This is a genomic window from Pseudomonas sp. 1L-B-1-E-C1 (assembly GCF_057291835.1).
Map to the genome: position 1 here is coordinate 155844 of NZ_JBXAWN010000013.1, position 20351 is coordinate 176194.

The following is a 20351-nucleotide window of genomic DNA, read 5'->3' on the forward strand; positions in this document are numbered from 1 at the left end:
CATGAACGATCACAACAACAATATTCAGTTGGAAACCGCCATGACCACGACCACCATGACCATGATCCAGGCCCTGCGCTCGGCCATGGATGTGATGCTTGAGCGCGATGACAACGTCGTCGTCTTCGGGCAGGACGTCGGTTACTTCGGCGGCGTGTTCCGTTGCACCGAAGGCCTGCAGACCAAATACGGCACTTCGCGCGTGTTCGATGCGCCGATCTCGGAAAGCGGCATCGTTGGCGTGGCCGTCGGCATGGGCGCCTATGGGCTGCGCCCGGTCGCCGAGATTCAGTTCGCCGACTACGTCTACCCCGCCTCCGACCAGATCATCTCCGAAGCGGCGCGCCTGCGTTATCGCTCGGCCGGCGAGTTCACCGCACCGATGACCCTGCGCATGCCTTGCGGCGGCGGTATCTACGGCGGCCAGACCCACAGCCAGAGCATCGAGGCGATGTTCACTCAGGTTTGCGGTCTGCGCACGGTCATGCCGTCCAATCCGTACGACGCCAAAGGCCTGTTGATCGCCTCCATCGAAAACGATGACCCGGTGATCTTTCTCGAGCCGAAACGCCTGTACAACGGCCCGTTCGACGGCCATCACGACCGCCCGGTAACGCCGTGGTCGAAGCACCCTGCCGCGCAAGTGCCGGACGGCTATTACACCGTGCCGCTGGACGTCGCCGCGATCACCCGTCCGGGCAAGGACGTGACCGTGCTCACTTACGGCACCACCGTTTATGTGTCGCAGGTGGCTGCCGAAGAGTCAGGCGTCGATGCCGAGGTCATCGACCTGCGCAGCCTGTGGCCGCTGGACCTGGAAACCATCGTCAAGTCGGTGAAGAAAACCGGCCGCTGCGTGGTGGTTCACGAAGCCACGCGCACCTGCGGTTTCGGCGCCGAACTGGTGTCGCTGGTGCAAGAGCATTGCTTCCATCACCTGGAAGCGCCGATCGAACGCGTCACTGGTTGGGACACGCCCTACCCGCACGCGCAAGAGTGGGCGTATTTCCCAGGGCCGTCCCGAGTGGGCGCGGCGTTGAAACGGGTCATGGAGGTCTGAATGGGCACGCACGTTATCAAGATGCCGGACATCGGCGAAGGCATCGCAGAAGTAGAACTGTCGCAATGGCACGTCAAGGTCGGCGATCTGGTGGTTGAAGATCAGGTGCTGGCCGACGTCATGACCGATAAGGCGATGGTCGATATTCCGTCGCCGGTGCACGGGAAAGTGATTGCGCTCGGTGGTCAGCCGGGTGAAGTCATGGCGGTTGGCAGTGTGTTGATCAGCATCGAGGTTGAAGGGGCTGGCAACCTCAAAGAGTCCGCCGCTCCGGTTGTTACTAAAGAGCCTGTTGCGCCGAAAGTTGAAGCCATTGTTGAAAGCAAACCTGCTGCAGCCGCGCCGCGCCCTGCTCCTGTTTGCCAAGGCCCGATGGTTGCTCGCGAAGCAGACGAACGCCCCCTCGCCTCCCCGGCCGTGCGCAAACATGCGCTGGATCTGGGTATTCAATTGCGTCTGGTGCGCGGCTCCGGCCCCGCCGGTCGTGTGCTGCACGAAGACCTTGAGGCCTATCTGGCGCAAGGTCAGTCGAACGCTTCGGCACCCGTTGCCGCCGCGTACGCTCAACGCAACGACGAAGAACAGATTCAAGTCATAGGCATGCGCCGCAAGATTGCTCAGCGCATGCAGGACGCCACTCAGCGCGCGGCGCATTTCAGCTACGTCGAGGAAATCGACGTTACTGCGATCGAAGAACTGCGCGCGCATCTGAATGAAAACCATGGCGCCAGCCGTGGCAAGTTGACGTTGCTGCCGTTCCTTGTTCGCGCGCTGGTCGTCGCCTTGCGCGACTTCCCGCAGATGAACGCCCGTTATGACGACGAAGCCCAGGTCATCACCCGCCTCGGCGCGGTGCATGTCGGCGTCGCCACGCAAAGCGATGTCGGCCTGATGGTGCCTGTGGTGCGTCATGCAGAGACGCGCAGCCTGTGGGACAGCGCCGCCGAAATTTCGCGTTTGGCCAACGCCGCGCGCAATGGCAAGGCCAGCCGCGATGAGCTGTCCGGTTCGACCATTACGCTCACCAGCCTCGGCGCATTGGGCGGCATCGTCAGCACGCCGGTGCTGAATTTGCCGGAAGTGGCCATTGTCGGCGTGAACAAAATCGTCGAACGGCCAATGGTGGTCAAGGGCCAGGTAGTGATCCGCAAGATGATGAACCTCTCCAGCTCCTTCGATCACCGCGTGGTCGATGGCATGGACGCGGCACTCTTCATCCAGGCCATCCGTGGCTTGCTCGAACAACCTGCCACTTTGTTTGTGGAGTAATGGAATGCAAGCTTTGAACACTACGCTGCTGATTATCGGCGGCGGCCCTGGCGGTTACGTTACGGCGATCCGCGCCGGGCAACTGGGCATTCCGACCATTCTGGTGGAGGGCCAATCGTTGGGCGGGACTTGCCTGAACATTGGCTGCATTCCGTCGAAAGCGCTGATTCATGTGGCTGAGCAGTTTCACCAGACGCAGCACCACAGCCAGCATTCGGCGCTCGGCATCAGCGTCGCCGCGCCGACCCTGGATATCAGCAAAAGCGTCGAGTGGAAGGATGGCATCGTTGATCGCCTGACCACTGGCGTCGCCGCGCTGTTGAAGAAAAACAAGGTTCAGGTCATCAACGGCTGGGCGAAAATCATCGACGGCAAAACCGTGGAAGTCGGCGATACGCGCATTCAGTGTGAGCATCTGGTGCTGGCCACCGGTTCGACCAGCGTCAACCTGCCGATCCTGCCGATTGGCGGGCGGATCATCTCCTCCACCGAAGCGCTGGCGCCGACGTCCGTGCCGAAACGCCTGATCGTGGTCGGCGGCGGATATATCGGCCTGGAACTGGGCATCGCTTATCGCAAGCTCGGCGCCGAGGTCAGCGTGGTCGAAGCACAGGACCGCATCCTGCCGGCCTATGACGCGGAACTGACGCAACCGGTGCACGACGCCTTGAAGCAGCTCGGCGTGAAGTTGTACCTCAAGCACAGCGTGCTGGGTTTCGACGGTAGGTTGCAGGTGCGTGATCCTGAAGGCGAAACCTTGAATCTGGAAACCGATCAGGTGCTGGTCGCGGTCGGTCGCAAACCCAACACCCAGGGTTTCAATCTCGAAGCGCTGAATCTGGACATGAACGGTTCGGCGATCAAGATCGACAGCCGCTGCCAGACCAGCATGCGCAACGTCTACGCGATCGGCGACCTGAGTGGCGAACCAATGCTCGCCCACCGCGCCATGGCCCAGGGCGAGATGGTTGCCGAGCTGATCAGTGGCAAGAGCCGAGAATTCAACCCGACCGCCATCGCCGCCGTGTGCTTTACCGACCCGGAACTGGTGGTGGTCGGCAAGACCCCCGACGAGGCCACGGCTGCCGGGCTGGACTGCATTGTTTCCAGCTTCCCGTTCGCTGCCAATGGCCGGGCGATGACCCTGGAATCGAAAAGCGGCTTCGTGCGCGTGGTTGCGCGTCGTGACAATCATGTGATTGTCGGCTGGCAAGCGGTGGGCGTTGGCGTGTCGGAATTGTCGGCGGCATTTGCGCAAAGCCTGGAAATGGGCGCGCGGCTGGAAGACATCGGCGGCACCATCCATGCGCACCCGACCCTGGGCGAAGCGGTGCAGGAAGCGGCGTTGCGTGCCCTTGGGCATGCGCTGCATCTGTAGGCCCCTTCGCGAGCAGGCTCGCTCCCACATTTGAAATGCATTCCCCTGTGGGAGCGAGCCTGCTCGCGAATTCTTGAGGGCAACACGATTTATCTGTGTGCCATCCGATAGTCCGGGCTGCGAAACCGCTCAAGAATGAAGTATTGTTGTGCCCATCCAAAAAACGTCAGAAGCCTTGAACCGTTTCGGCGGTTGTTCAGTGATAGAGGGTGTCATGGGTAACGAAAGCATCAATTGGGACAAGCTGGGTTTTGACTACATCAAGACCGACAAACGCTATCTGTCGTACTTTCGCGATGGCGAGTGGGACAAAGGCACCCTGACCGAAGATAACGTCCTGCACATCAGCGAAGGCTCCACGGCCCTTCACTATGGCCAGCAGTGCTTCGAAGGCATGAAGGCCTATCGCTGCAAGGACGGTTCGATCAACCTGTTCCGCCCGGACCAGAACGCCCTGCGCATGCAACGCAGCTGCGCGCGTCTGCTGATGCCGACGGTCGACACCGAGCAGTTCATCGAAGCCTGCAAAGCCGTGGTTCGCGCCAACGAGCGTTTCATCCCGCCGTACGGCACCGGCGGCGCGCTGTACCTGCGCCCGTTCGTGATCGGCGTGGGTGACAACATCGGCGTACGCACCGCGCCCGAATTCATTTTCTCGATTTTCTGCATCCCGGTCGGCGCCTACTTCAAGGGTGGCCTGACCCCGCACAACTTCCAGATCTCCAGCTACGACCGCGCGGCCCCACAAGGCACCGGCGCGGCCAAGGTCGGTGGCAACTACGCCGCCAGCCTGATGCCGGGCTCGAAAGCCAAGAAAGCCAATTTCGCTGACGCGATCTACCTCGATCCGATGACCCACACCAAGATCGAGGAAGTCGGTTCGGCCAACTTCTTCGGGATCACCCACGACAACAAGTTCGTCACCCCGAACTCGCCATCGGTCCTGCCGGGTATCACCCGCCTGTCGCTGATCGAACTGGCGAAATCGCGTCTGGGCCTGGAAGTGGTTGAAGGCGATGTGCTGATCGACAAACTGTCGGACTTCAAGGAAGCCGGTGCCTGCGGTACCGCTGCCGTGATCACCCCGATTGGCGGCATCAGCTACAACGATCACCTGCATGTGTTCCACAGCGAAACCGAGGTGGGCCCGGTGACCCAGAAGCTCTACAAGGAGCTGACTGGCGTGCAGACCGGCGACATCGAAGCGCCTGCGGGCTGGATCGTCAAGGTTTGATCTGACGACTGCGGATGCTCAAAAGCCCTCCACCGAGTGATTGGTGGGGGGCTTTTTTGATGGTGGTTGTTGGTTCTTTTTGTGTAAGGCTGGGGATCTTTTCCCCTCACCCCAGCCCTCTCCCCCAAGGGGGCGAGGGGGAAAGGGAGCCGATTTTTGTGCTTTTCAAAACCCGAATTCGACGCGAACTTTCAGGTCGGTGGAGTACGGGAGAACACTTGGGTCGGCTCCCTCTCCCTCCGGGAGAGGGCTGGGGTGAGGGTTTGCTTTTGATTTTTGGAGGCAATGCGCTTGCCCGTCCGATCCGAAATCCCACTCGCCTGTCCATTCTGCTGCTTGCCCATCCGCGCCTGGGTGATCAGTCCTGGGATCAACTCACCCTCCGGCAGATTCTTCCAGAACCGCACCGGCAGATGCCCTTGCATGACCTTCGGGTTCAACCGCGCCGGATTGAAGATGTGGCTGTAGTAGGTCAACCACAAATCGCCGTGCGGATCGTCGACGTTCTGCGCCAGTTGCTGCCATTCGATCGGGCACTGCCGCTCGTGAATCAATTGCTCGCCGTCGTAATACACACCGTCGCGCGGCGTGGCGATCAACCAGCGATGCTGGCCCATCCGCCCGATGAAGTGCTCGCTGGCGCTGTGCAAAATGTCATGCGCCGGTTCGTGCCACGCCACGTATTGCGGGCCGGGCAGATCCTTTGGGCGCTCAATGAAACGCACAAAGGCATGCAGATGATGGGCCTCGCGGCTGACCTGCTTGATACGTCGCTGCAACTCACTGCCAAGCTTGTCGCCGGCCATCATCGCCGTGCGGTCGCCATGGCTGACGCGCCATAGCACTTCATACAACAGGCTCCAGCGTTGCTCGCCGCGATAGCGTGCCGCTTGTTCGAGGGTGTCGAGCAGCGCACGGGGGATACGCGCCTGAAACGGCCCCTGCCCTTCGGGCACGTGTTCATCACTGGCAAACAGATCACCCACCCCTTCAGCCGCCCAGCTCACCAGACTCGGATCGATTTCATGACTGAGCAACCAGCGTGCCTGTTGACGCCAGGTGTCGAACAGGTCATCACAATCGAGACTGATCATCCCCATAACCCCATCTGCTGCGGCATCGGCCGGTCGCGCAATTGCTGATAGAGCATGTGGCTGGTGACCTCCGCCTGCTGCGGGTGATAGTCGCTGGTGATGATGAACGGCTTGGCCTTGGCCAGCACACAGCGCATCCGCGCCACGTCTTCGTAACGGATGCGGCGCTGACGGCGAAGCTCGACCAGGCGCTCGGTGGTGCGCAAGCCGATGCCGGGAATGCGCGCGATCAGAGACGCGTCGGCACGGTTCAGGTCCAGCGGAAACACCTCGCGATTCTCCAGCGCCCAGGCCAATTTCGGGTCGATATCAAGCGCCAGATTGCCCGGACCTTTAAGCAATTCGTCTGCGCGGTAGCCGTAGCTGCGCAGGAGGAAATCGGCCTGATACAAACGGTGCTCGCGCATCAGCGGCGGCGCCGCGAGGGGCACGCTTTTCGGGCTGTCTGGGATCGGGCTGAACGCCGAATAATAGACCCGCCGCAGACTGAAGTTGCCATACAACGATTGGGCGCTGTGGAGGATGGTGCTGTCATCGGTGTCATCGGCTCCGACGATCAGCTGTGTACTTTGTCCGGCCGGGGCGAACTTCGCTGAGCGCGGCTCGTTCAACACGGTCTGCACACCCGTGTAGATGGTGTTCATCGCTTGCTTGATGGATGTGATGTCCTTCTCCGGCGCGAGCGTCTGCAGGCTGGCGTCCGTGGGCAATTCGATGTTGACGCTTAGACGATCAGCATAACGCCCCGCTTCCTCGATCAAGGCAGGATCGGCTTCCGGGATGGTCTTGAGATGGATATAGCCGCGAAATTCATGCTCTTCACGGAGCAACTTCGCCACCCGCACCAGTTGCTCCATGGTGTAGTCCGCCGAGCGGATGATCCCGGAGCTGAGAAACAGGCCGCTGACACAGTTGCGCCGGTAGAAATCCATGGTCAGCGTGACGACTTCTTCCGGGATGAAGCGCGCACGCGGCACGTCGCTGGAACGACGATTGACGCAATACTGGCAATCGTAAAGGCAGAAGTTGGTCAGCAAAATCTTCAACAACGACACACAGCGCCCGTCCGGCGTGTAGCTGTGGCAAATGCCCATGCCGTCCGTCGAACCGAGCCCGCTCTTGCCTTCGGAGCTGCGCTTGGGCGCACCGCTGCTGGCGCAGGAAGCGTCGTACTTGGCGGCGTCGGCGAGGATGCTGAGCTTGTCGATGATTTGCATGGGCGCGGACTCTTTACTGTGTGCATATACAGTATAGAGTCGACAGCGGTGATACAAGGTGGCAGATGCGCCCCTCGTCGGTCAGAAGCTGAAAATCAAAAGATCGCAGCCTTCGGCAGCTCCAACATGGATTGGGTAGGGTCGCGATTTATCGGGTGTACACGACTCCTGTAGGAGCTGCCGAAGGCTGCGATCCTTTGATCTACCCGTCTACCGGCCACTCAACACCAAACCGCGCACTGATCTCCTTGCGCCCCACCGCCGTCAACGCCAGCGCCCGACTGTCCAGATCCTGCGTCACCCATTTGCGCTTCAGCGCCGTTTGCAGCAATGTCGCACCCAGCGAGCCACCGAGATGCGGCCGACGCATGCTCCAGTCCAGGCACGGGCAGGCGAATTTGCGACGCAGAGTCGTCAAGTCCCGCACATCGATACCCAGCCCGAGAATCAACGCCTCGCCACTGTCGCTCAGGCGATACGCCTGCTCGTCGGTTTGCACCAGCCAACCGCCTGCGATCAAGCGGTCATGCAACAACACCGCCAGCGTCCCGGCCATATGGTCGTAGCAGGTGCGGGCGAATTGCAGGCGATCCGGGGTGTGCGCCTTGAACGTCGGCGCGGTGTTCTGGCCGATCACCATCAGCGCTTCCAATGCCTGGGCAACGCGCCGATCGGCGAGGCTGTAATAGCGATGGCGGCCCTGCACATGCAGGCGCACCAAAGCCAGCTCCTTGAGTTTGCTCAGGTGCGCGCTGGCGGTGGAGGCGCTGACGTCGGCTACGGCGGCCAGTTCGGTGCTGGTGCGGGCGTGGCCGTCCATCAACGAGCAGAGCATTTTCGTCCGCGCCGGTTCGGCGATAGCGGCGGCCACTTGCGAGACGCCGATGTCGTGCTGCTCTGCGTGCATATTTCGCTCCCGAACGAATCGTCGCCTGCAAGGAGTGGAGATAGTAGCAATACTTTCTCCGCTGACAAGGCCGCCAACCATGGACCCGCTTCGCGCTGCGACTCACGCCGATCCCTATCCTTACTACACAGAGCTGCGCGCTGGCGGACTGGCCTTTCACCACGATTTGAAACTGTGGGTCGCCAGCAGCGCACGGGCGGTGTGTGCGGTGCTGGCGCACGCCGATTGCCGCGTGCGCCCGGTGCAGGAACCGGTGCCTCAAACCATCGCACAAGGCCCGGCGGGCGAGGTGTTTGGCCGACTGATGCGCATGAATGACGGCGAGCGCCAGCGCTGCCCACGCTCGGCCATCGAACCGGCGCTGGGGCTGATCAATCAGAATGAGGTACGTGAGCTGGTTGCTGCCCGACTGTTCACAGCAGATGCCGACGGTTTGTACAACGCAATGTTCCGCGGCCCGGTCGCCGTGGTCGCAACGTTGCTCGGGTTCCCGCCGGCGCAGAGTCGGACGATCAGCGAGCTGACCGCGGATTTCGTCGCGTGCCTGTCACCTTTGAGCAATGACCTGCAACTCGCCGCCGCTCATGCTGCAGCAACGCAGTTGCGCGGTTATTTCATCGGGTTGTTGGCCGATCCCGGCATGAACAGCGCGCTATTGCAGGGGATCACACAACGTTTCGAAGGCGATCAAGACACATTGATCGCCAACCTCATCGGCCTGTGCTCGCAGACATTCGAAGCCTGCGCCGGCCTGATCGGCAATGCGTTGGTAACGTTGCAGCGCCAGCCTGAATTACATGCAACACCGATAGAGAATCTACTGGCGGAAGTTCAGCGCTTCGACCCGCCCGTACAGAACACCCGCCGCTTTGTTGCAGCGCCATGCGAAATCGATGGCGTGCGGCTTGCAGCGGGTGATGCAGTTCTGCTGCTGTTGGCCGCGGCCAATCGCGATCCGGCGCTGAATGAACAGCCGGAGCGTTTTCTGCCGGAGCGGCCGAATCGGCGAAGTTTCAGTTTTGGCAGTGGTCGGCATCAGTGTCCGGGGCAAGCGTTGGCGATGAGTATTGCCGGGGCGACTTTGAATCAAATCCTTGCCAGCGGCCTTGGTCTGAATAGCCTGGGCTGGGATTACAGGCCATCGCTCAATGGCCGGGTTCCACTGTTCAACATTAGCGGCGGCTGATGATGAGTCTTCGCGAGCAGGCTCGCTCCCACATTGGCCCAGTGATGAACTCAACATTGTGGGAGCGAGCCTGCTCGCGAAGAGGCCAAAACATCCACCGCAACTCAACAATCAAACCGCCCACTGCAAGATCAACCAGCTGTTCGCCCCGCTGATCAACACGAACAACCCCCACGCCAGCACCCGGGTCGGCCAGCGATTGACGAACGGGCCCATCAGCTGTTTGTCGTTGGTCATACGGATCAATGGATACAAGGCAAAGGGCAGTTGCAGGCTGAGCACCACCTGGCTCAACACCAGCAATTTGCCGATCGCGTTATCGCCCATGAGCCACACGCCGATAAAAGCCGGAATCAGCGCCAGCCCGCGAGTGATCAAACGTCGCTGCCAGCATGGGATGCGCAGGTTCAGATAGCCCTCCATGATCACCTGCCCGGCGATGGTCCCGGTGAAGGTCGAACTCTGCCCGGACGCCAACAGCGCCACGCCAAACAACACGCTCGCCAGCGCACCGCCGACCAGCGGATCAAGCAAATGATAGGCGTCCTGAATGTCGACCACATCGGTGTGCCCGGACTGGTGAAACGCCGCCGCGGCGAGAATCAGGATCGCCGCATTCACCAGCAGCGCCAGGGCCAGCGAACCGATGGTGTCGATGCGCGCCAGTTTCACCGCATCCTGCTTGCTCGCCAGATCCTTGCCGATCATTCGTGTCTGCACGATCGAGGTGTGCAGATACAGGTTATGCGGCATAACCGTGGCGCCGAGGATGCCGATGGCCAGATACAGCGGTGCGGCATCGCCGATGGCCGCCAGCGACGGTTTGAAGCCCTGCGCCACGTCCGGCCAGTACGGTTTGATCAGCAACAGCTCAACGAAAAAACACACGCCGATGGTCGCGACCAGCACCAGCATGATCGCTTCGAGCCGGCGGAAACCACGGTTCTGCAGGGCCAGCACCAGCAGTGTGTCGAACGCGGTCAGGGCGATGCCGAAAGTCAGCGAACAGCCGAGCAGCAAATGGAACGCCAGGGCGCAGCCAAGCACTTCGGCGAGGTCGGTGGCGATGATCGAGATTTCCGCCAGCCCCCATTGCAGGCGGGCGGTTGGCGTGCTGTAGCGCTCGCGGGACAGTTGCGCCAGATCGCGGCCGGTGGCGATGCCCAGCCGCGAGCACAGGCACTGCACCACCATGCCAGCCAGACTCGCCAACAGCACCACGAACAAAAGACTGTAACCAAAACGCGAACCGGCCTCGATCGCGGTGGCCCAGTTGCCCGGATCCATGTAGCCGATCGACACCAGCAAACCGGGGCCGGCGAAACGCAGCACGCGCTTGAAGAACGAAGCAGTCGGATCGACCGCGACACTGCCGGCGACTTCCGGTGGGCAAAACGGCGCAGTGGCGATTTTGGGCAAACTGAATTTCACGCACACATCCAGAAACAAACACGGGAGCCCGGCAGCTTAGTCGTTTCGACCAAAGCCTTGAAGAGCAAAGATCGCAGCCTTCGGCAGCTCCTACAGGAGAGTGCGTTCCAAATGTAGGAGCTGCCGAAGGCTGCGATCTTCTGATCTTATTGGTTCACCCCCAACAACTGCTCGCGCAACTCCGGACTGCGCGTACGCGGATCCAGCCAGATAGCAAAAAACGCCTTGGCAAATTGCGGATCCTCGATTTCATGCTGAAGCTTCTGACCGATAAAAAATCGCGCACCCTGCCCCGGCAGATACACGCCGGTAATGCGCGTGCCGACCTGCACGTCGACGAACGATTGCTGCATCTGCACCTGCCAGTCGGCCAGTTGCGCCGGACTGACGCGGGGGCCGCCGAGGCGTTTGATTTCGTCGACGCTGGTGCTGACCAGATCGTCGCGCGAGATCGCCCGGCGGTAGATCAGCTCCAGGGCAAAGGGTTGGCCATCGACCAAGGGCCGCGCGGCACTCCACAAACGTGCGCTGTAAACATCGAAGCCGAACACACTGAAATCGCCGCTGCCGATGATCTGCGCGCCCGGCACGGCGTCTTGCCAGTTGGCCCATGTCGGTGTCAGCAGTAGCGCCCACAAGCCAATGCCACAGCAGCCACGTACGAGCTTCGGTGTTCTGTTCATCGCCGTATCGTCTCCGCTGGATTCTGATGCTCAGAGCATAGCCGGATTCACGCCTGGAATTTTGTATACAAACTTTGCACACATAGGCAGCAATCTTGTCAGCGCAATGCTAACGTGGCTCACCCTGACCCGACGGAGACACCCGCGTGCTGATCCTCAAACTGCTGCTGATTCCCGGTTTCCTGCTGCTGATTTCTCTGGCGGGCAAACGCTGGGGACCGAGCGTGGCCGGGTGGCTGTCGGGATTGCCGGTGGTGGTCGGGCCGATTCTGTTTTTCCTCGCCATCGAACAAGGCCCGCAGTTTGCCGCGCAATCAGCGGTCGCGGCGCTGTCGGCAATGTTCGCGATGATCGCGTTCTGCATCACCTATGCGCAGGTGGCGCAACGGGCCAATTGGGCATGGGCACTTACGATTTCACTGGCGGTTTGGGGCGTGCTGGCGGCGGTATTATCGGTGATCCCGGGGTCGTTGCCGTTCTCGGTAATGGCTGCGGCGGTGGCCCTGCTCGCGTCGCCTTATCTGTTCCCGGTGGTGCAGCCGGTGCTGAACGGGCCAGCGCCGAAGTCGGACAAACTGATCTGGCGAATGATTGCCGGCGCGGCGCTGACGCTGGTGGTGACGATGCTCGCCAGCACCGTTGGCGAACGCTGGAGCGGCCTGCTCGCGGTATTCCCGGTGCTCGGCAGCGTCATGGCGGTGTTCTCGCATCAGACCCGCGGCCCAGCGTTTACCGCTGCGTTATTGCGCGCAACGGCGACCGGCATGTATTCGTTTTCGGCATTCTGCCTGGTGTCGGCATTGACCCTGCCGAGCATGGGACTCAGCGGTTTTGCCGTAGGCGTGGCGGTTTCGATCGCGATGCTGGGGGTGACCCGGCGTCTGCTGGCGCGGCCAATGGCCAAGGCGCAAGCGCAATAACCGTCCGGACGAATCGCGCTGGAACCCCCGGCACGCTCCGTGGGATGATCGCCCGCCTCGCGCGACCAATTCTCGGAGATTCAGATGTCATTGTTGAGCAAAAAAGCCGTCGTCCTGATGTTGGCGGCCTTCGCCGGTTTCGCCGCGATCAACGCGCACGCCGCCAAGGAAAAAGTCAAAACCGAGAAGGTCTCGCTGCTCGACGGCAAGTTTGCCTTCGTCCTGCCCAAAGGCTTTGTTGCCGACCCGCTGCCCGCCAGCCCGAGCGGGGCCAAAGGCACGATGTACACCAATCAGGCGACCAAAACCGTGGTCATCGCCGCCGAAAATCAGATCCCCGCAGGGCAGAACGTCAAGGATAACGACGGCGAGTTTCTCGACGGCAGCGTCTCGAGTTTCATCGACGATCAGCGCAAGGCGCTGCCGGACTTCAACAAGCTCAGCGAGAAAAGCCTGACTCAGAAAGGCACCGGCCTGGGGTTGCGTCAGGTTGACAGCACCGCTACCCAGGGCGGTGGCCAGACGCTGAACACCACATTGCTGGCCGGCTCGGGGACGAAGATGGCGCTGGTGCAGGTGATTTCCCGCGCCAGCGATAAGAAAGGTCACGATGCACTGGTCAAAGCCATCGTCAAGGATTGAGCCGCTGCAACCAGCCATTCAGATCGCGCAACTCGGCCGCGCTGATGCTGTGGCCGACGCCCGGATAAGCGTGAAACTCGGGCTGGTAATCGAGTTTTTGCAACAGCGCGTTGGCTTCGGTGCCGTGGTGGTAAGGCACCGGATCATCGGCGGTGCCGTGGCCGATAAAAATGCTCAGCGGCAGCGGCGCTTGTCCGGGCTTGAGTTCGGCCTTGAGTACCGGCAACAACCGCCCGCTCAACGCGGCAAAGCCACCCACGGCAGCTGGCGCGCGCAGGCCCACTTCGTAGCTCATCATCGCGCCCTGGCTGAAGCCAATCAGGTACACCTTGTCCGGCGCGGCGCGGTATTTCTTCGCCGCCTGAGCGATAAAGTCGCGCAGTTTCTGGGCGCTGACCTTCAGATCATCAGTCTCGCCGTTGTAGGCACCTTCGCCCTTCTTGCGAAACCACTGGTAACGTCCTTCCCCAAGACTCATCGGTGCGCGCACGGATAGGTAGTTGTACTGCGCCGGCAGCTGAAATTTCATGCCGATCAGATCGGCCTCGTTACTGCCGTAACCGTGCAGAAAAATCACCAGCGGACGTGGCTCGGTATCGGCGTGGACCTGTTCGAGGTATTTCAGCGGCAGGTCGGATTGCAGGGTGGTTTGGGCGTGGACGGCGGTGGATGCGAGCAGCGTTAGCAGGGCGAATATTTTCAGCATGGCGCGTTCCTTCACAGAGTGTCGGGTTCGCGGGTGAGCCTAACATCCTGGGGTGAAGATCCAAATTTTGTGCTGTGGCTGATGCCGCCATCGCGAGCAGGCTCACTCCTACATTTGGAATGCGTTCCCCCTGTAGGAGTGAGCCTGCTCGCGATGAGGCCATTGAACCCGACGAAAATCCTAATCGTTGGTCAACTTGCCGGTACGAAACGGCACCCGCCCCGCCACTTTCGCCTGCCAGATCCCCGGTTCGGTATAGCGCCCACGATCAATTGCAAACAGCACCCCGCTGGTGCCGGCGCGCACGGTGGTCACGCGATCCTGCAATGGATCAACCACCTCGAACAGCGCGTCGCCCTGCTCTACCCATTCACCGGCATTGCGCAGGAAACTGACCACGCCGTGGTGCGGGGCGAACAGGTATTCGGTGCCTTCGAACGGCAGACCTTCACAGCACTCGCTTGGCGCCGCCGGCCATTCGCCGCTGATGAAACCCTGCTCGGCGAGAAAGCCGAGAATCGCTTCGCAGTTGGCCTGAGCCTGATCGACACGGGTGTCGCCCATGCTGCCCAGTTCCAGCGTGGTTGCCAGGTTCGCCGCGGGAATCGCTGCGTCCGGGAATGCTTTAGCCAGACGCAACCAAGGCGTCGAGCAGGACTCATCGAACGAGCTGCCGCCGGAATCTTCGCAGAGCAACGCCACGCCCGCCTTCAGCCGCGCCGCCAGCGATTGCCACTGCGGCCAGTGTTGCGGCAGCGCGTACAAATGAATTGCAGCGTCGAAGTCGCAATGCAGATCGAGGGTGATGTCGGCGTCGCAGGCGTGGCGCAGCAACAAGCGGTGCAAGGCTTCCAGTTGAGATTTGGCTGCCGGCAACTCGTCAAAGACCTGAGCCATGGCCTCGCGGATCAGCATGACATTCGCCTCGGCATCCGCACCCAGCCGCTTGCCTGCCAGCGCTGCCACCGGGGCGCTGAGTTCGACGAATGCGCGATTGAAATTCTTGCCGCTGCCCAGTTCGAAGCGGCCCATGTGATTGCCTTGCAGATGCTGATCCAAGCCAATCGGATTGGCCACCGGCACCAGTTCGATGACGCCCTGCAAGCGGCCCTGCTGTTCCAGCTCGTTCAGGCGCAGCTTGAGCTCCCATGCGGTGCGCATGCCCGGCAGCTCGTCGGCATGCAGGCTGGCCTGGATGTACACCTTGCGGCTGCCGGCGCCGTAGCGGAACACGCTGAGAGAGCGCTCGCTGCCCAAGTGGCTCCAGGGCAGAACGTGGTCGATGCGTTGCATGGAAAACTCCTGAAATCTGGCAAATCCGGATCACTAAGATCCTTGTGGGAGCGAGCTTGCTCGCGAATGCGATGTGTCAGCCACTATAGATGCTGAATGTTAAACCGCATTCGCGAGCAAGCTCGCTCCCACAATGAATCTCTATCAGTACAACGAAGACATAAAAAAAGTGGCCACCGCGCAAACGGGGCCACTTTTTCTTACGCCGTATTAATGGCCGTATACATCAAAGTCGAAGTACTTGTCCTGGACTTTCTTGTACTCGCCATTGGCGCGGATTTCGGTGATGGCTTTGTTGAATTGCTCAGCCAGTGCGGTATCGCCCTTGCGCACGGCAATGCCGGCACCGCCGCCGAAGTACTTGGCGTCTTCGTAGGTCGGGCCGACGAATTCGAAGCCTTTGCCCGCGTCGGTTTTCAGGAAACCGTCGCTGAGGTTGACCGAGTCGGCGAGCATCGCGTCGATACGCCCGGAAACCATGTCGAGGTTGGCTTCCTGCTGCGAGCCGTAGCGCACCAGTTCAATACCGGCCGGAACCAGCACTTCGGTGGCGTAGCGGTCATGGGTACTGGCGCGCAGCACGCCGACTTTCTTGCCCTTGAGTTCGGTCAGCGGGTCTTTGACGCCGGAGCCTTCCTTCATCACGAAGCGTGCCGGGGTGTGGTAGTACTTGATGGTGAAGTCGACGTTCTTTTTGCGATCGTCAGTGATGGTCATCGACGACAGAATCGCGTCGATCTTCTTCACTTTGAGTGCCGGGATCAGGCCATCGAACTCTTGCTCGACCCACGTGCATTTAACCTTCATCTGCGCACACAGCGCATCGCCGATGTCGACGTCAAAACCGGTGAGTTTGCCGTCAGGGGTTTTCATCGAGAATGGCGGGTAACCGGCTTCGATACCGATGCGGATCGGCTTGGCGTCTTCGGCCACAGCGGTCAGGGACAACATCGACAGTGCCAGGGCACCGAACATCACTAGCTTTTTCATTTATTACTCCCGTGCGGAGGCTTTTATTGGCAGCTTTCGATTCAGCATTCGGTCATGGCGTTCTAACGGCAAAAACCGAAGTGGCCGGCAGTCTATGGCGGCGCGCACGGGGGCAATTGTTTTTAAGCGACAAATACTTACAGAACATCGGCGCACGCATTGACGAGAGTCAACGCGTGCGCCGTGGTGGTGCGGAGGCTGTAGGACAAGCCTGGTTTCAGAGCAAAAAACGCTGATTCCCCCTGTAGGAGCTGCCGAAGGCTGCGATCTTTGGATCTTGATCGTCCCCACGCTCTGCGTGGGAACGATCGTCAAAAGATCGCAGCCTCCGGCAGCTCCTACATAGCGGTCAGCATTCGCAGGCGACAGGTGTGTTGGCGACTGACGCCGCGCTCAGTTCGAAGCCTTCATCCAGCCATCCGGTGACGCCACCGATCATCTCCTTGACCGGATAACCCAGCGCCGCCAGTTTCACCGCCGCCTTGTTCGCGCCGTTGCAATGCGGCCCGGCGCAATAGACCACGAACAACGTGTTTTTCGGGTAATCGGCCAAGCGTTCCGCCGTGAGCAAGCGTGTCGGGATATTGATCGCGCCGGGCACATGGCCGCGCTCGAACGCCAATGGGCCGCGCACGTCCACCAGAACAAAATCGACCTCGCCGGCCTCGTGGCTGCTGAATACGTCGGAACAATCGGTTTCGAAGGTCAGACGATTGCTGAAATGCATCAGGGCAATCGCCGAAGGTGCGGCGGGGATGTCGCGAACCAGGCTGGTCATGTTGTGTTGCTCCTTTGTCTGTGGGGTATGAACAGACTTTATCGAGACGGCGCTTACCGCTACAGTGGCGCGCAAGACACCGACCGGGAGTTTTCCGCCAAATGCTCACTCAGCCCAATCTGGTTGCCATTCTGGCCTACGATGGCCTCTGCACGTTCGAGTTCGGCATTGCCGTGGAGATCTTCGGCCTGGCCCGGCCAGAGTTCGATTTCCCTTGGTACGCGCATGCGATTGCCGCAGTCGATCAAGGCCCGATGCGCGCGATGGGCGGAATTCAAGTGCTGGCCGATGGCGGCCTGGAGCTGCTCGCCGAAGCGCGCACCATCGTCATTCCCGGCTGGCGCGACCGCAACGCCCCGGTGCCGCCAGCACTGATCGACGCATTACGTCAGGCCCACGGCCGAGGGGCGCGGTTGCTGTCGATCTGCTCTGGCGTGTTCGTCCTTGCAGCCAGCGGCCTGCTCGACGGCCACCGCGCCACCACGCACTGGCGCTACACCAGCGAACTGGCCCAACGTGTCCCGGCCATCGAGGTCGATCCGGACGTGCTGTATGTCGATGCAGGCCAACTGATCACCTCCGCCGGCAGCGCGGCCGGCATTGACGCCTGCCTGCATCTGGTGACACGTGACTTCGGCACGCAGGTCGCCAACGCCGTCGCGCGGCGCCTGGTCATGTCGCCCCAACGCACCGGCGGCCAGGCCCAATTCATCCCCACCCCGGTCAGCCCGACACCACGCAGCGATTTATCGCGAGTCATGCAATGGGCCCGCGAACGCCTGCACGAACCGCTGGAAGTCCGCGATCTGGCCAGCGAAGCAGCAATGAGCGAGCGCACGTTCCTGCGGCGCTTCACCGAAGCCAGCGGCCAATCGCCGAAAGCCTGGCTGCAACATGAACGCCTGGCGCGAGCGCGGGAGTTACTGGAAAGCACCCACCAACACACCGAGCAGATCGCCCAGCGCTGCGGCTATCGATCGGTGGAGAGTTTTCGCGTGGCGTTTCGCAGCGTGGTGGGCGTGCCGCCGTCGGTTTATCGGGAGCGGTTTGGGCGGGAGGGTAAGGCGATTTGTTGACCTGTCTGGCAATGGATCTATTGAAGTGCTCCGTGGGGTATTTCCCAATCCAATCGTCAGGTAAGACAAGCGTTCTCCTAGCTAGCAAGAGGCTACAGCGTCTTGCGCCATTGCCTACAGCTACGCCCGAATCCGCTGGCTTTTGCGAGCTGGCCGTCGCCAGTAAGCTGACTTGCACTCGGTGATCTGAACTGGTCGCTTGCCAATTAGACGGACGCCTCGCCACTAGCCTGGAATAATTCCCACCATGAATGATCATCAAGCTTCATCCCCGCGCTTCTCCAGCATCTGGGAAGCTGTGGAAGACACACCGCAAGAGGCCGCCACCATGCGGTTGCGGGCAGAGCTACTGCGCAATCTTCAAAAAAACTTGCGAGCCTCAGGTCTTGCAAACGAACAGGCATCCGCCCGTATGAGAATCACAAAGGCGAGGATGAATGATTTGCTAAGCGGAAATATCAGCGCTTTCTCTGTAATTGATCTGGCACACCTGAATTCGATAATTTCTTGATCTCTTTACAGTTGTAACGACCGCAACACTTTCAGACGCGTCCTACATCCATCACTCCGTCGTTGCTTTAGCGTCCGCTTCGTTTTTTAACAGCGGACAAGGACGCTCATGGCTCGCAAGAAAGACATCCCCCGGGTCCAAAACCTGCCAGAGGGAGACGGACACCACATCACCACCCGCTACATGACTGCCAGCGAACTTGCTGAGCGCGAGGCCGCGCATGGCGCTTATGAAGACATGCTGGCGCGGCAGCAGGCCCATGAAGACCGACTTCGCAACCAGGTCATACAGCAACAGCAAAGTATAAGCGGCTGTGTGTTTGTGAAAAGTTGCAAGCTGCCGGACGGTGTTATCAATGATGCCAATCCATCCGGATTTATACCGGTTGGGAAAATTTCGGATTATGGAACGCTGTCCTTGCTAGCGGGGCGTGAGCGTGACTCGGCCGGGAATATCTCACTAAAGGCTGTTGGCGCCACCAATCTGCAGGCATCCATCGGAGCTTTTGCTCTCGGCAGCTCTGGCAGTCTGAGCGCCAGTACTGCGGCCTCAAGTAGCACAAGCCTGGCTACCGGCGGTGTCGTCGCAGGCGGGTTGCTCGGATTGGTTGCGCTGCTGTGGCCATCGACGCTCGCCGATAGCGCTCTCTATACAGAGGAGCAGCTACAGTCGCTTGAGACGGCTCGGACTCGGGTTCGATTGCATGTGGAACAGCAGCCGGACGGCACGGTGAAAGGATACGGATACAACACTCAAACGCGCAGCGATTGGGAAATGATTCCTGTCGTCCAGTTCGTCAAGCAAGGCGCCTCGTACGTCGCAGATTTTGGCAATGGGTCGACCCTACTCTGGACTCCCTCAGTAGACTCGTCACGCGGATCGGCAATTCCGCCGCTGGAAAGTGCGCCGCAGGTTCCCCATATCTGGGTATACCCGCCGACCGAGCAGGCGGACAAAATCATTGTCAATCCGGTTTACCCGCCTGAATACCAAGACTTTATTCTGGTCTTTCCGGCTGACTCCGGAGTACAGCCTCTATACGTTGTGCTTTCGAGACCTGCTCTTGGCGGTGATATCAAATATCACCGGCCTCCCGTTTCTCTCCCAGCATACCCGGATACCTATCCCGTCAAATCCAAAAGCAGTGTTCAAGGTGGTGGCAGCAAGCGCAGCAGATGGAAAGACAAGAAAGGTCGAATCTATGAATGGGATAGCAAAACAGGCGCTATAGAACTCTATAACAAGCAAGGCAAACATTTAGGTGAGTTCAATCATGAAACGGGCGAGCAAATTGATCCTGCCGATCCTGAGCGATGGACTCCAAAGTGAAGAGGAACCAAGATATGTTTTTATGGATTAGTGGCTTTTTACCAGACGATAGCGAAGACGATACGCTGAAATTCGATCTGACAGTCAACTCGGAATTTGAACTTCCGATATTGACTGTAATGGGTTGGCCAGAACTTAGCCTAAGCCCGGACGGAGAATGGCTAATGACTGCGGATCAAGCTAACCAAATCAGCGAAATAGTAGGAGAGCAATTGCCTAAGGAGCTGGATTTGTACATCGGCGTTAGGGGCTAACGCAGACGATGAACCTCATCTACCAAGATTTATGCATTTCCCACGACGCGGCGATGGCACACCTTGCAAGTGGCGTCGCCGAAAATGTGGTAACGGGCTTAGTGTCGATTGGTATGAGCGAAGAAGATCCAGTGTGGGCGCAGGCGATCTGCCTCCAATACCTCTCCAGCGAAAACGAAGCGATCGCTGCATCTGCCATCACCGCCCTGGGCCATATCGCTCGTCGGCATGGAAGACTGGATACCGAAACCGTTTTGCCGGCGCTCGAAAACGTAAGGCGTCGGATACCCTCGTTGCGGGGCATCATTGAGGACACGATTGACGATATAGAGATGTTCACCTGAGCATCCGAAGTTGCAAGCGTTTGGATGAGGGTAGCTTCATCCAGACGCA

Annotated in this window: 22 protein-coding genes; 13 read left to right on the plus strand and 9 right to left on the minus strand. The window is 60.1% G+C overall.

All coding sequences use genetic code 11. The features are described from left to right. Position 1 precedes the first annotated feature (1 nt). The 4 genes from AC0Z4S_RS22320 to AC0Z4S_RS22335 all read left to right on the plus strand — a co-directional run bounded on the left by AC0Z4S_RS22320 (position 2) and on the right by AC0Z4S_RS22335 (position 4941). A complete protein-coding gene (locus tag AC0Z4S_RS22320) occupies positions 2–1060 on the plus strand; it encodes an alpha-ketoacid dehydrogenase subunit beta (RefSeq protein WP_007952909.1) in 1059 nt (352 codons plus the stop codon). Then, a complete protein-coding gene (locus AC0Z4S_RS22325; RefSeq protein ID WP_485624620.1) occupies positions 1061–2329 on the plus strand; it encodes a dihydrolipoamide acetyltransferase family protein in 1269 nt (422 codons plus the stop codon). Positions 2330–2333: 4 nt separating this feature from the next. After that, positions 2334–3707 carry a dihydrolipoyl dehydrogenase gene (lpdA, locus tag AC0Z4S_RS22330; RefSeq protein WP_485624621.1) on the plus strand — a complete coding sequence of 458 codons (1374 nt, stop codon included), beginning with the start codon at positions 2334–2336 and terminating at the stop codon, positions 3705–3707. A 214-nt stretch (positions 3708–3921) separates the two neighbouring features. Beyond that, positions 3922–4941, plus strand: coding sequence for a branched-chain amino acid aminotransferase (locus AC0Z4S_RS22335; RefSeq protein ID WP_024013350.1), 1020 nt, complete (start codon positions 3922–3924; stop codon positions 4939–4941). Between the two features lie 191 nt (positions 4942–5132). Here the strand turns inward: AC0Z4S_RS22335 and AC0Z4S_RS22340 are convergent, their stop codons facing one another. The 3 genes from AC0Z4S_RS22340 to AC0Z4S_RS22350 form a co-directional block, all read right to left on the minus strand. Further along, a complete protein-coding gene (locus AC0Z4S_RS22340) occupies positions 5133–6035 on the minus strand; it encodes a TIGR03915 family putative DNA repair protein (RefSeq protein WP_485624622.1) in 903 nt (300 codons plus the stop codon). Continuing rightward, a complete protein-coding gene (locus AC0Z4S_RS22345) occupies positions 6032–7252 on the minus strand; it encodes a putative DNA modification/repair radical SAM protein (protein WP_485624623.1) in 1221 nt (406 codons plus the stop codon). The genes AC0Z4S_RS22340 and AC0Z4S_RS22345 overlap by 4 nt, the downstream gene beginning before the upstream one ends. Positions 7253–7454: 202 nt before the next feature. Beyond that, positions 7455–8159 (minus strand): ArsR/SmtB family transcription factor, encoded by a 705-nt coding sequence (locus AC0Z4S_RS22350; RefSeq protein ID WP_485624624.1) that lies wholly within the window; start codon positions 8157–8159, stop codon positions 7455–7457. Between the two features lie 79 nt (positions 8160–8238). Here AC0Z4S_RS22350 and AC0Z4S_RS22355 point away from each other — a divergent pair, with 79 nt between their 5' ends. Continuing rightward, positions 8239–9345: a cytochrome P450 gene (locus AC0Z4S_RS22355; protein ID WP_485624625.1), complete on the plus strand. Its 1107-nt coding sequence runs from the start codon at positions 8239–8241 to the stop codon at positions 9343–9345. Positions 9346–9456: 111 nt separating this feature from the next. Here AC0Z4S_RS22355 and AC0Z4S_RS22360 read toward each other — a convergent pair whose 3' ends face one another. After that, on the minus strand, positions 9457–10776 hold the full coding sequence (locus AC0Z4S_RS22360; RefSeq protein WP_485624626.1) for an Nramp family divalent metal transporter: 1320 nt from the start codon (positions 10774–10776) through the stop codon (positions 9457–9459). Between the two features lie 146 nt (positions 10777–10922). Further along, complete coding sequence (locus AC0Z4S_RS22365; RefSeq protein ID WP_485624627.1) at positions 10923–11459, minus strand: chalcone isomerase family protein; 537 nt, start codon at positions 11457–11459, stop codon at positions 10923–10925. Positions 11460–11605: 146 nt separating this feature from the next. Between AC0Z4S_RS22365 and AC0Z4S_RS22370 the strand changes: the two genes are divergently transcribed. Further along, on the plus strand, positions 11606–12379 hold the full coding sequence (locus AC0Z4S_RS22370) for a hypothetical protein (protein ID WP_485624628.1): 774 nt from the start codon (positions 11606–11608) through the stop codon (positions 12377–12379). An 84-nt stretch (positions 12380–12463) separates the two neighbouring features. Beyond that, a complete protein-coding gene (locus tag AC0Z4S_RS22375) occupies positions 12464–13021 on the plus strand; it encodes a DcrB/PsbP domain-containing protein (protein WP_485624629.1) in 558 nt (185 codons plus the stop codon). On the opposite strand, the gene AC0Z4S_RS22380 is transcribed toward AC0Z4S_RS22375, so the two are convergent. From AC0Z4S_RS22380 to AC0Z4S_RS22390, 3 genes are all read right to left on the minus strand, one after another. Continuing rightward, entirely contained in the window at positions 13011–13727 is a 717-nt protein-coding gene (locus tag AC0Z4S_RS22380) for an alpha/beta hydrolase (protein ID WP_485624630.1), read from the minus strand. The genes AC0Z4S_RS22375 and AC0Z4S_RS22380 overlap by 11 nt on opposite strands. Positions 13728–13907: 180 nt before the next feature. Then, the gene (locus AC0Z4S_RS22385) at positions 13908–15020 is read right to left on the minus strand and encodes a succinylglutamate desuccinylase/aspartoacylase family protein (protein ID WP_485624631.1); all 1113 of its coding nucleotides are present in this window, start codon (positions 15018–15020) and stop codon (positions 13908–13910) included. A 210-nt stretch (positions 15021–15230) separates the two neighbouring features. Further along, positions 15231–16010, minus strand: coding sequence for an ABC transporter substrate-binding protein (locus tag AC0Z4S_RS22390; RefSeq protein ID WP_024013359.1), 780 nt, complete (start codon positions 16008–16010; stop codon positions 15231–15233). A gap of 26 nt (positions 16011–16036) precedes the next feature. On the opposite strand from AC0Z4S_RS22390, the gene AC0Z4S_RS22395 reads away from it, so the two are divergent. Next, a complete protein-coding gene (locus tag AC0Z4S_RS22395) occupies positions 16037–16246 on the plus strand; it encodes a hypothetical protein (RefSeq protein WP_485624632.1) in 210 nt (69 codons plus the stop codon). A gap of 113 nt (positions 16247–16359) precedes the next feature. On the opposite strand, the gene AC0Z4S_RS22400 is transcribed toward AC0Z4S_RS22395, so the two are convergent. Beyond that, positions 16360–16788: a rhodanese-like domain-containing protein gene (locus tag AC0Z4S_RS22400; protein WP_485624633.1), complete on the minus strand. Its 429-nt coding sequence runs from the start codon at positions 16786–16788 to the stop codon at positions 16360–16362. A 101-nt stretch (positions 16789–16889) separates the two neighbouring features. Here AC0Z4S_RS22400 and ftrA point away from each other — a divergent pair, with 101 nt between their 5' ends. The 5 genes from ftrA to AC0Z4S_RS22425 all read left to right on the plus strand — a co-directional run bounded on the left by ftrA (position 16890) and on the right by AC0Z4S_RS22425 (position 20302). After that, complete coding sequence (gene ftrA / locus AC0Z4S_RS22405; protein WP_485624634.1) at positions 16890–17864, plus strand: transcriptional regulator FtrA; 975 nt, start codon at positions 16890–16892, stop codon at positions 17862–17864. Between the two features lie 247 nt (positions 17865–18111). After that, positions 18112–18375, plus strand: coding sequence for an XRE family transcriptional regulator (locus AC0Z4S_RS22410; protein ID WP_485624635.1), 264 nt, complete (start codon positions 18112–18114; stop codon positions 18373–18375). Positions 18376–18483: 108 nt separating this feature from the next. Beyond that, positions 18484–19704, plus strand: a complete 1221-nt coding sequence (locus AC0Z4S_RS22415; RefSeq protein WP_485624636.1) for an S-type pyocin domain-containing protein — start codon at positions 18484–18486, stop codon at positions 19702–19704. A 14-nt stretch (positions 19705–19718) separates the two neighbouring features. After that, the gene (locus AC0Z4S_RS22420; protein WP_485624637.1) at positions 19719–19958 is read left to right on the plus strand and encodes a pyocin S6 family toxin immunity protein; all 240 of its coding nucleotides are present in this window, start codon (positions 19719–19721) and stop codon (positions 19956–19958) included. 8 nt (positions 19959–19966) lie between these two features. Then, a complete protein-coding gene (locus AC0Z4S_RS22425; protein ID WP_485624638.1) occupies positions 19967–20302 on the plus strand; it encodes a hypothetical protein in 336 nt (111 codons plus the stop codon). Positions 20303–20351 lie beyond the last annotated feature (49 nt).

What these genes read in the sequence shown, in the direction of transcription:
- AC0Z4S_RS22355 (WP_485624625.1), top strand. Translation starts at nt 8,239, where the DNA reads ATGGACCCGCTTCGCGCTGCGACTCACGCCGATCCCTATCCTTACTAC.
- AC0Z4S_RS22335 (WP_024013350.1), top strand. Translation starts at nt 3,922, where the DNA reads ATGGGTAACGAAAGCATCAATTGGGACAAGCTGGGTTTTGACTACATC.
- AC0Z4S_RS22415 (WP_485624636.1), top strand. Translation starts at nt 18,484, where the DNA reads ATGGCTCGCAAGAAAGACATCCCCCGGGTCCAAAACCTGCCAGAGGGA.
- AC0Z4S_RS22350 (WP_485624624.1), bottom strand. Translation starts at nt 8,159, where the DNA reads ATGCACGCAGAGCAGCACGACATCGGCGTCTCGCAAGTGGCCGCCGCT.
- AC0Z4S_RS22420 (WP_485624637.1), top strand. Translation starts at nt 19,719, where the DNA reads ATGTTTTTATGGATTAGTGGCTTTTTACCAGACGATAGCGAAGACGAT.
- AC0Z4S_RS22375 (WP_485624629.1), top strand. Translation starts at nt 12,464, where the DNA reads ATGTCATTGTTGAGCAAAAAAGCCGTCGTCCTGATGTTGGCGGCCTTC.
- AC0Z4S_RS22410 (WP_485624635.1), top strand. Translation starts at nt 18,112, where the DNA reads ATGAATGATCATCAAGCTTCATCCCCGCGCTTCTCCAGCATCTGGGAA.
- AC0Z4S_RS22425 (WP_485624638.1), top strand. Translation starts at nt 19,967, where the DNA reads ATGAACCTCATCTACCAAGATTTATGCATTTCCCACGACGCGGCGATG.
- AC0Z4S_RS22325 (WP_485624620.1), top strand. Translation starts at nt 1,061, where the DNA reads ATGGGCACGCACGTTATCAAGATGCCGGACATCGGCGAAGGCATCGCA.
- AC0Z4S_RS22345 (WP_485624623.1), bottom strand. Translation starts at nt 7,252, where the DNA reads ATGCAAATCATCGACAAGCTCAGCATCCTCGCCGACGCCGCCAAGTAC.
- AC0Z4S_RS22340 (WP_485624622.1), bottom strand. Translation starts at nt 6,035, where the DNA reads ATGATCAGTCTCGATTGTGATGACCTGTTCGACACCTGGCGTCAACAG.
- lpdA (WP_485624621.1), top strand. Translation starts at nt 2,334, where the DNA reads ATGCAAGCTTTGAACACTACGCTGCTGATTATCGGCGGCGGCCCTGGC.
- AC0Z4S_RS22365 (WP_485624627.1), bottom strand. Translation starts at nt 11,459, where the DNA reads ATGAACAGAACACCGAAGCTCGTACGTGGCTGCTGTGGCATTGGCTTG.
- AC0Z4S_RS22320 (WP_007952909.1), top strand. Translation starts at nt 2, where the DNA reads ATGAACGATCACAACAACAATATTCAGTTGGAAACCGCCATGACCACG.
- AC0Z4S_RS22400 (WP_485624633.1), bottom strand. Translation starts at nt 16,788, where the DNA reads ATGACCAGCCTGGTTCGCGACATCCCCGCCGCACCTTCGGCGATTGCC.
- AC0Z4S_RS22380 (WP_485624630.1), bottom strand. Translation starts at nt 13,727, where the DNA reads ATGCTGAAAATATTCGCCCTGCTAACGCTGCTCGCATCCACCGCCGTC.
- AC0Z4S_RS22390 (WP_024013359.1), bottom strand. Translation starts at nt 16,010, where the DNA reads ATGAAAAAGCTAGTGATGTTCGGTGCCCTGGCACTGTCGATGTTGTCC.
- AC0Z4S_RS22385 (WP_485624631.1), bottom strand. Translation starts at nt 15,020, where the DNA reads ATGCAACGCATCGACCACGTTCTGCCCTGGAGCCACTTGGGCAGCGAG.
- ftrA (WP_485624634.1), top strand. Translation starts at nt 16,890, where the DNA reads ATGCTCACTCAGCCCAATCTGGTTGCCATTCTGGCCTACGATGGCCTC.